The organism is Methanosarcinales archaeon (genome assembly GCA_014859725.1).
GTDB lineage: Archaea > Halobacteriota > Methanosarcinia > Methanosarcinales > Methanocomedenaceae > Kmv04.
In genome coordinates, this window is the sequence record JACUTQ010000085.1 from 1 (window position 1) to 9,429 (window position 9,429).

Annotated in this window: 10 protein-coding genes; 1 reads left to right on the top strand and 9 read right to left on the bottom strand. The window is 36.3% G+C overall.

Features of this window, described 5'->3' with window-relative positions; genetic code table 11:
- Window positions 1–171: 171 nt before the first annotated feature.
- The 5 genes from IBX40_08100 to IBX40_08120 form a co-directional block, all read right to left on the bottom strand.
- On the bottom strand, window positions 172–402 hold the full coding sequence (locus IBX40_08100) for a type II toxin-antitoxin system HicB family antitoxin (GenBank protein ID MBE0524276.1): 231 nt from the start codon (window positions 400–402) through the stop codon (window positions 172–174).
- 11 nt (window positions 403–413) lie between these two features.
- On the bottom strand, window positions 414–659 hold the full coding sequence (locus tag IBX40_08105; protein MBE0524277.1) for a type II toxin-antitoxin system HicA family toxin: 246 nt from the start codon (window positions 657–659) through the stop codon (window positions 414–416).
- A gap of 237 nt (window positions 660–896) precedes the next feature.
- The gene (locus IBX40_08110; GenBank protein ID MBE0524278.1) at window positions 897–1,094 is read right to left on the bottom strand and encodes a hypothetical protein; all 198 of its coding nucleotides are present in this window, start codon (window positions 1,092–1,094) and stop codon (window positions 897–899) included.
- A 130-nt stretch (window positions 1,095–1,224) separates the two neighbouring features.
- Window positions 1,225–1,470: a VanZ family protein gene (gene vanZ / locus IBX40_08115; GenBank protein MBE0524279.1), complete on the bottom strand. Its 246-nt coding sequence runs from the start codon at window positions 1,468–1,470 to the stop codon at window positions 1,225–1,227.
- Window positions 1,467–2,354 carry a hypothetical protein gene (locus IBX40_08120; GenBank protein ID MBE0524280.1) on the bottom strand — a complete coding sequence of 296 codons (888 nt, stop codon included), beginning with the start codon at window positions 2,352–2,354 and terminating at the stop codon, window positions 1,467–1,469. Before IBX40_08120 ends, vanZ begins: the two co-directional genes overlap by 4 nt.
- 970 nt (window positions 2,355–3,324) lie before the next feature.
- On the opposite strand from IBX40_08120, the gene IBX40_08125 reads away from it, so the two are divergent.
- Entirely contained in the window at window positions 3,325–4,479 is a 1,155-nt protein-coding gene (locus IBX40_08125; protein ID MBE0524281.1) for a glycosyltransferase, read from the top strand.
- A gap of 15 nt (window positions 4,480–4,494) precedes the next feature.
- Here IBX40_08125 and IBX40_08130 read toward each other — a convergent pair whose 3' ends face one another.
- Genes IBX40_08130 through IBX40_08145 form a run of 4 tightly spaced genes read right to left on the bottom strand, consistent with a single transcriptional unit; the run spans window position 4,495 to window position 9,268 of the window.
- Window positions 4,495–5,682: a glycosyltransferase family 4 protein gene (locus IBX40_08130; protein ID MBE0524282.1), complete on the bottom strand. Its 1,188-nt coding sequence runs from the start codon at window positions 5,680–5,682 to the stop codon at window positions 4,495–4,497.
- Window positions 5,683–5,719: 37 nt separating this feature from the next.
- Window positions 5,720–6,679, bottom strand: a complete 960-nt coding sequence (locus IBX40_08135) for a glycosyltransferase (protein MBE0524283.1) — start codon at window positions 6,677–6,679, stop codon at window positions 5,720–5,722.
- A gap of 1 nt (window position 6,680) precedes the next feature.
- Window positions 6,681–8,117: a radical SAM protein gene (locus IBX40_08140; GenBank protein MBE0524284.1), complete on the bottom strand. Its 1,437-nt coding sequence runs from the start codon at window positions 8,115–8,117 to the stop codon at window positions 6,681–6,683.
- Window positions 8,118–8,146: 29 nt separating this feature from the next.
- Window positions 8,147–9,268, bottom strand: coding sequence for a glycosyltransferase family 2 protein (locus tag IBX40_08145; protein MBE0524285.1), 1,122 nt, complete (start codon window positions 9,266–9,268; stop codon window positions 8,147–8,149).
- Between the last annotated feature and the right edge of the window lie 161 nt (window positions 9,269–9,429).

Consider the following 9,429-nt stretch of genomic DNA (forward strand, 5'->3'; position numbering starts at 1 on the left):
AAGGGGTTACTGAGAAATAACATAGCTAAATTGGAGCTTCCCCCATCCAGCACTCTGTAGCTCATCCGCCCATGATAGATATTGCATGCATTCATCCGTGTGCTTTTGTGGTTTGTTATTTTCGCTATTATATACCTGGGGTTAGTTCGAGGGCACAGAACTGTCTATGAATTATGCGAATGCCGATTCTACCACATTTACTCTGGCAATAATAAAATCTTCCTCAGTGGGAACCTTCTCCTCTTCTTCTTTCAAAGCCATTATATGTGCTTCAACAGCTTCTTTTACATTTTTCATGGTTTCTTCTACCGTCTCACCCTGAGAATAGCAGCCAGGCAAAGCAGGAACTTCAGCCCAATAACCTCCTTCTTCGGCTTTATAAACCAAAACTGTATATTCCATATTCTCATCTCCTATTTTAACAATTTAATGAATTCCTCTTCAGTCAATCCTGCTTTTTTGATTGCAGCTTTGAGCAGACCAATTTTTATTTCTTTTGATCCTGGTATTGTGATAATTTGCCCGTTTGGCATCTTGACATTAACATGGTCACCTTTACCTTTCCTTCCAACTCCACCAGCTTTAATGAATGCTTTTATTGTATCATTTCCTTTGATTCCTTTAAGCCTAGACAATTGAAATTCACCTGTCTTTTGCAATAACAACTATCATATTTATTGTTATCTCATGAAATTAACTGTTTATAGTCCATGATTTCTGGAAAGCGTACTACAAATATCTCTGTGATCATGGACTATAACACCACTCTTTATACGCATACTTTTTGGCTTGGCTTTTATAGTTGCAAAGCATCAGTTGAAGGAGGCTTAGGGGTTACCAGAAAATAAATTATCAAATTCGCTCGATAGATTTCAGCATAAATAAACCATGGTCGCCTACTTGAAGGAAGTTAATTTAGTTATGTTATTTCTCGGTAAGCACTTACTACTGTTATGACAGTTTTTTTTGAGTCGTTCCTCTAATGATTTGACGCGTTTTTCAAGTTTGGCAATTATTGCATCTTGGTGCTCTATCAGATTAATAACTGCTTCTGGCCCAGCTTTATAAATTGTTAGTATTTCTTCACGTTCCATATTAATTCCCTCAGATTAATGGAATAATTTTGTTGTTTTTTGAATATTAATTTAATATGATGTCAAAGTATATTGATTTTTCGATTTATGTGTTTTCTAAAAAGTAAACGTTTATAGGGTGGCTGAATAGTTACTTCAATTTTTTAAAATAATAGATCGAACTTGATATCAGAATTCCCACTGCATCTGCTGCCCAATCCCCTAAACCTGCATTTCTACCCGGTACAAAGCTCTGATGCAGATCATCAGAAGCATGCATCACCTTATCCTGATGTATGAATAGGTACGGTGCAGGGATGGATTCCTGACTGAGACTGGATAGATAAAATATTAACAGGCCATAGCTGAACAATCCTGCTGCCCGGACAGGTCTCATTCTTTAGATGGTGATTCCTCAATAAAATTTTTGAAGAATGCTGCAAATACTCCGATAAATAATCCTAACACACCAGCTATTGCGATTTTTAAGAATTTATTTTGTGCAACCGGTTTTTCTGGTGCATAGGGGGAACTGATAACTTCGATCCAGGTATAATCGGGTGAGGCAATAATTTCCAGATTTTTTCTCTGGATTTCATAGGAATATAATTTATCCTCAATGGAAGTTAATCGGGAATTCAATTCTATGAAAAGTTCCAGCATCACCGTTCTGTCGCTTGGTTCTACATCCGGAATCTGCTCGATCTTATATAATGTATCTTCCCGTTGTGTTTCGAGTAATTCTGTCATTGTATCGATTCGCTCGATCTCTTTTTCAATGTCTATTAGAAGCTGAATTGTATTTTCATTGATCACTTCGTTGATATGTGTTTCCAGTGTATTTTTAAGAATATCAGGGTCAAGAGGCCCTTGTAATGTAATTTTTATCTGATTTGTGTCTTGATCGCTATTTAATTCTTTGGCAATAACAGCAACATGAATGTTTTCCTTAAACCAGCTAATTACACTGGCTTCTGGGTTTTCGGCATCTTTAAAGGGAACCGAAGTTGGAAGATCTGATCGCTCCACAGTCTTAACGATAATATTATGTGAGGTAATGGTGGAAGATATGATATCTGGATCGGTATACCGTACAGCATTGGTCAGACCCGAAGGCATGGGATTAATAAACACTTGAGCTTCTGTTTGGTATTCCTCTGTTGAAATGAAAAATGAAAACAAAGCTGCTGAGATTATTGCAATTATGGTAATTACTGCAATGAGGGTTTTCTCTTTCCATATCACTTCCAGGTATTCCCGAAGATCGATTTCATCATCCATTAAATCCTTTTCCATATTTCAGTACAATGAAAGTTATTAATATTAAACATTTATTGTTCAAAGAAGGATTTTTTTCACTGTATATCAAGCATGACTTGGTATTCTTAAGCAACTGTTGAAGTATGCAGTTTCATACAGACGTGTCATCTTCTTAACAATTCCATTCCAATCATGGTCCTGCACTATATTAACTACACAATGCGACAAATTGCTTCAAAGTCTGCTTGAAACAATTTCCCCGAACTTAGGGCTTACTTGAGAATAACCTCTCAAAATCAATTTATAGTCTCCCGCCGGATATATAAGAGAATTTGAACCACAGATAAACAAAAATATAATGCCGTAACGGATTTTGGCGCTACCCTCTACAAAGAGTGCAAAGCACACCCGCAGTGCAGAACACGGATGACACTGATTCAACGGATTTTCACGGATCCGTGCGCATCCGCGTCATCCGTGCAATCCGTGTTCCATCATGTTTACTCTTCTCTGAAAAACCCCGCATCTGGCACAAAAGTATCTGTGTTTATCCGCGTTCATCGGCGGTTAATTTTGTATTGATTGTAATGCAGCAAACTGTAATTCATATTGGCGTATGTGCTGTGTATCTACACAAATCTTTTGGTTAAATTTACCAACGTATTTCCTGGCAGTCCATTAGATGCTTTTTCAGATATAATCTATATCATAAAAACAGGATTGAGAATTAATGGCTGACATTGATGAAATTTATCACAACAAATCATAGACTTAACCTGGTTCCAATAAAATACTCAAAAATAAAAAGCTTAAAGAATGGGAATAATTGCTAATAATTGCCCTATAGAACTGAGTATTGGATGCTCACATCCCGGAATTCGTACAATTGATTGATAGTATTTTTAATATATAACATCAGTAGTTTTATTGCAACTTCCGAGAAAAAAGAAAATGGGCGTAATAAAACTCCTTTACAAAGGATAGTTATCCAATGAAGATATTATTTGTAATGCACCCGAACACAGCACTAACGTATGATACCCAGATCTTTATGTCCGATTTTGTAAAGAATGGTTTCAAGGTCTATTTTCTTTCCTCATTTATCGGACATCAAGGCCCAGACAGGAAAATTCTGCCCGAAAATGAAAATTTTTTAGTTTATACAATTCCTAACTTCTATATGGAAGCATTTGACAGGTTTATAGTCTACAAAGTTGCAAGAAACTTTCTTGTACAGGCCCTATTACTGCTTAAAACCGCATATTTATCTTTCAGGTATAATATTGATGTATTCATAACATTGGGTGGTTTTGTAGAATCTGGATTTGTCCCTCTGATTTGCTCGAGGATGCTGAATAAGCCATTCATTGTAAGAGTAGTAAGTGATCCATCGAGAGACGTTTATATCAGGATTAAAAACACATTGATCTACAGGATATATCGTAAATCTGAAAAGAAGATCCTGAAAGAAGCATCCGGAATAATCACTCTGGATGGCGTGGAAGAGCAATATAAAAATAAGACATTGGTAATCCCTCATAAAGTGGATACTCAAATATTCCGGAGGATCAATATTAATGGAAAATATGAACTATATAATCTGGATAAGTCTGATTTTATCCTCCTGTATGTTGGAAGGATTACAGAGGAAAAAGGTGTTAAAATATTGGTAGAAAGCTTTCCAGCCATACTTGAAAAAGTGCCAAATGGCAAATTGCTTTTAGTCGGAAAGGGAAATTTAGAGAACTATGTAAAAAGATTTGTCAAAACAAGTGGTTTGGAGAATCAAATTAGATTATTAGGGGAAAAAACTCGTAATGAATTGAGTGAATTATATAATATAGCTGATGTCACAATATTACTTTCACTGGTCGAAGGCACACCCAATCCGAATGTAATACTGGAATCTTTGGCCTGTGATACTCCTGTTATTACAACCAGGGTTGGCAAAATACCAGGGATTGTAGAGAATGGCAAAAATGGATTCATCGTTGATTTAGAAATAAACAATATATTGAATGCTGTACAAAAAATTCCGGACTTGAAAGAAGAGAACTTAAACAAAGCTATTGACGAAAAAAATAAAAGATATGATGAAGGAATAAAGAATTTGATGGAAATGATCAGAAAATCAAATTTACAATAGATATAATGAAAATATTTATAATTTATTGTCCTCTAATACATCATTAAATATTTTTTCATACCTTTTTGCCACAGCAGTCCATGTAAATTTTTTTTCAACATTCTTTTTACCCACATCTCCTAATTCTTTTAATTTATCACTGTTAACTAATAATTTGCATATCTGCTGAGTAAGAAGTTCAACTTCTCCATAAGGAACTAATATACCACCTGATGTCAGACTATTTACTTCCCTGATTGCAGGGATATCATATGCTATAAATGGTGTATCGCAAACCAGAGCTTCTATTAAAACCAATCCAAAACTTTCATAAGAACTGGGAAAAACAAATAAACTTGATTCTTTTAATAACCTTATTTTTTGTTCGTCGGTTATTTTTTTATAATATTCAATGAAACCTTCTTTTTTAATAATATCACTTACAATTTCTTCACATTCCCCACCACCACTTACTATTACCAATGTTAAATCTTTAATTATTTTTCGAGCCATTTTGACAGCATAAATGGCATCCAAAATATTCTTTCTTTTCTTTAATGCTCCTACATAAATAATCTGGTTTGTTTTCTTTTGCCTGACTTCCACTTCAGAGTATTGATCCAGATCCACACCATTATAAACAACTTCAATTTTTTCCTTTGGAAAATAATTGGTAAGTTCAGTCCGAAAGGTATCTGAAACCGTAATAACCATATCATAAGGAAATCGTAAAACGATATTTTCAATTGCTTTTTGGGCAAATCCTCCTATTATTCCTGCATCATAATCCTTCCATCCTTTCCAATTTCCAAATCCTTCAGAAAGTAAATGAACTGTAAGTACAGTAGGAATTCTTTTTCTTGCTGCAAAGATGAAGGGCACACAGGGTCGATATAAGACAAAATTAATAATATCGACTTCATTATCCCGGATCATTCTGTTTAGAGTTCGATACATTTCAAATAATGCAGGTAATGAACTAACTGTAGATCCATATCGATAAGCCTTCTTCATTCTTATTATTCTTATACCTTCTACTTCTTCCTCATCCTTCAAAGCATTTAATTTTTCAATAGGATCATCAATGAATTGAGAAGATTTACCAGACAATACTGTAACTTCATGCCCAAATTTGACAAGATTTTGTGCAACATTAAATGTATGTACTTCTCCACCCGCTTCAAGTACAGGGTAAAATACATCAGTGCCAAATACAATTTTCAACTTATACCCCTTAAAGAAATATTTTTATAAGATTTGTCTATTTTTTAATTAAATTTGTACTGAACCCGATATTCCATCCTATTAATGTTATCACAAACATCACAAAGTTATCAGTACCGTGTTTTACTCCCCATTTCAAAATAAATGCAATAGCAGTGAATAATATCAGTATTAAAGCTAAACTAAACCCAAAAAACACATCAAAAACCATCACCATACCCAAACCCGGCAGAACCAATACCTCCAAAATGGGAACATAATGCAATTTCCTGAAAAAACCGTGTTTTTTTATCAGATAAGCCTGCGCACCTCCATACCGTTTCATCATATAATAAAATGTCATTAAATTCTTTGGTCTATGGTGCATAACGATCGCTTTCGGATTATAAGCTATCTTATACCCCTTATGAGTGATCTTATAGTCCAGGTCAACATCCTCTCCAGGCCATAACTTTTCATCAAATCCCTGAACGTCTCTTACCACACCCGTTTTATAGATCGCATTACAGGAGGCCACATGCTGCACAATTTCTATCCCATCAGCCTCCTTCATATATTCACTCACAAAATGCATGCTTGAAAGAAACACATGAACCTTTTTCTCAAATTCGGTTGCATTAACCGGTATAATCTGACTACCCCCCACACCAGCCACGTCTTTGGTGATGAAACCTTTCAATAATTCATTCAACCATTCCCTGTCGACAGCACAATCGCCATCAATAAAAGCCACATATTCACCTTTTGCATAGTCCAATCCGATATTCCTGGCTTTTGAAGGCCCAACACCATCAGTTTCAAGAAGTACAGGATTTAATTTCTGATCGTAATTGCTCATCACGTTTTTTGTATTATCGCCGGAACCATCATTGATCAGAATGATCTCCAGTTTTTCTGATGGATAGTCCAGATCTTCCAGAGATATCAGGCATTCACCTATCGTATCTTCTTCATTATATGCCGGTATAATAACAGATATGTCAGGCTTGTCTTCCATTCTACCTCCCTGAAATATATGATAAATAATTCTTAAAACCTCTAAACTTACGATAAAGGTCTGATAATGATCTGGTATCAAGTAGAAATTTCACCATGTACCTGGGTCTGAAATAAAATTGTTTTAATCCTCTGTCCACATAATGTTCAATTTCTTCTTTGCTAAGTCCGGGATATTCGATAACAGTAGATTGTTCCCCATCATCCAGCCAGTCTGCCCACGACCGGGCTTTAATGAGCCCGTTTTCCTCACAGATCGAATAATACTCAGTTCCCGGAAATGGAACAGCAGCAGAGAATTGAACAGTATCTATATTCAAATCCATGGCAAATTCCAGGGTCTTCTCCATTGTCTCTATTGTCTCACCCGGCAAGCCCAGTACAAAGCAGCCGTGCACTACCAGACCGGCTTCATGCGCAATTGCTACAAATTGCTTTGATTTTTCAATTGTCAGATGTTTATTCATCCGATCAAGCATGCCCTGGTCCCCGCTTTCAAAGCCAACAAGTAATTCCCTGCACCCTGCCTTCTTCATCCTGGAAAACAAATCAATATCCCCTGTATCTGCCCTGGCATTGACCGACCACGTAACATCCAGCCCTCTGTCAGTGATCTCATCGCAGATTTGCTCTGCTCTTTTTTTATTCACAGTAAATGTATCATCTTCAAAGAAAAATTCGCCTTGCTTCAATTTTGGCCAGTGTGTAAGATCATACTCCATCTCATCAACCACATTTGCAGGTGATCTTAGTCGATATTCAGTTCCATGCATGACCTGGGGCCAGAGACAATAAATACATTTATTTGGGCAGCCTCTCCCCGAAATTATGTCCATATAAGGATATAATTTCTGTCCATCAAAATATTTCATAATATCCAGATGATGCCAGGCCGGAAATGGCAGCTCATCAAGATCCTGGATTAACGGCCTGTCCTTATTATGTTTAATACTGCCATTTTCCACATATGAGATACCAGGAATTTGATTGAGATCTCCTTCCTTTTCAAAACACTGTACCACATCACGAACAGAATACTCGTATTCTCCCCTGCAAATAACATCAACTGTTGTACCAGCGTCCCTTAATGTTTCCTCCGGACATGCAGTTACATGCGGACCTACCATTATTACCTTACAATCAGCTACTTCTTTTACTATTCCTGCACAATCAATATCAGAATAGATAGAAGGAGTTGTGGAATCAAGTACAACTACATCAGGTTGTTCGATCTGTACCAGATCCCTGAATTTATCCTTACCCCATCCTTGTGCTGGAAAATCAAATAACTTCGCTTCATATCCTTCTGTTTCCAAAACAGCTGTTGCGTAGGCCAACCAGTCGGGTGCCCGTAAAACCCTGCCTCTTGTGCGGGCTGCCCATCGTTGTGTTCTGCAAAAATCTTTTACAAATGGTTCATTGATGACCAGGACCTTCATTATTACTCACTCATGACCAGACCTAAACATTAATCCCTTTCTAACATTAATACACTAATAAAGATAGCTAAAAATATTATCTGAACTCCAATGATTGAAAAAACCATTGAGACAACTGCGTTTTCAACCTCTGAAATTGCCCCGTATCCGGAATATATCCAGGTAAACAGAACTTTCAATCCAAAAATGAATCCGATTCCAGCAATTACAATTCCAGCCACAATCTCATTTTCAAGAGAGTGCCAGTCCAGAATCTTAATTATATAACTATTTTCACCTTCGTACAGACCATGCACCGCCCCATATGCCTTCATATATAATCCCATACCAATTATCTGAGCTCCTGCAATAAGCAGCAGGCTACCCAAAATGAAGGAATGCAATCGGGAAGTACCCACATCTCCTTTTAATAAAATCGTTACAGTTAAGAATAAGCCAAGAATGAATACAGACAAACCCGGTACAAACAGAAACGGAACCGGTTTATAAAGCATCATAAACCTGATATGCCGCCATCCATCCTGAAATGAGTTTAGTTTTGACGGGGAATTTCGGGCATAATAGGTAATTGGGATATCTTTTATTTTTTGTCCTTTTTTGGCAAATTCAATTACCATTTCAGAGGCCATTTCCATTCCATGGGTTTTAAGAGTGATTTTATCAAGAGCATTTCTGGTAAACGCTCTCATTCCGCAGTGAGCGTCTGATATGTTAATATCAAAGCAATAATTAAGAATCCTGGTCAACAACGGGTTGCCAATATAACGATGAAGCCACGGCATAGCACCTTTTTTAATGGTTCCTTTCAATCGGCTGCCAATCACAAAATCTGCTTCCCCTGCTATTAAGGGGTCTAAAAATTTAGGTAATTCCAGAAGATCATAGGTGTTATCAGCATCTGCTATAGCAATATAATCTCCTCTGGCACGGGATAATCCTGCAAGATAAGCATTGCCATAGCCTTTGACTGAATTAATTACTATTGCACCCATAGAATTTGCTATCTCAGCCGTTCTATCATCGGAATTGTCAACTACTATTATCTCCCCTTCAATATTATATTGTTCAAAAACTGTCAATGCTTTTTGAATACAAATTTCAATTGTTTTTTCTTCATTCATTGACGGTAAAATAATTGATACTACAGGCATAATCAATTTCTTTGGTGTCTGAATGCTATATATAAACTATGATTATCATGAACTTTTTTGGTTCTCTTTAACATTGTGTGGGTAACATCACTTTTATTATATTAGTTATTTTTCAGACACTGATTAACGCCGATTTACACAGATTTAATCTCAATCTATTT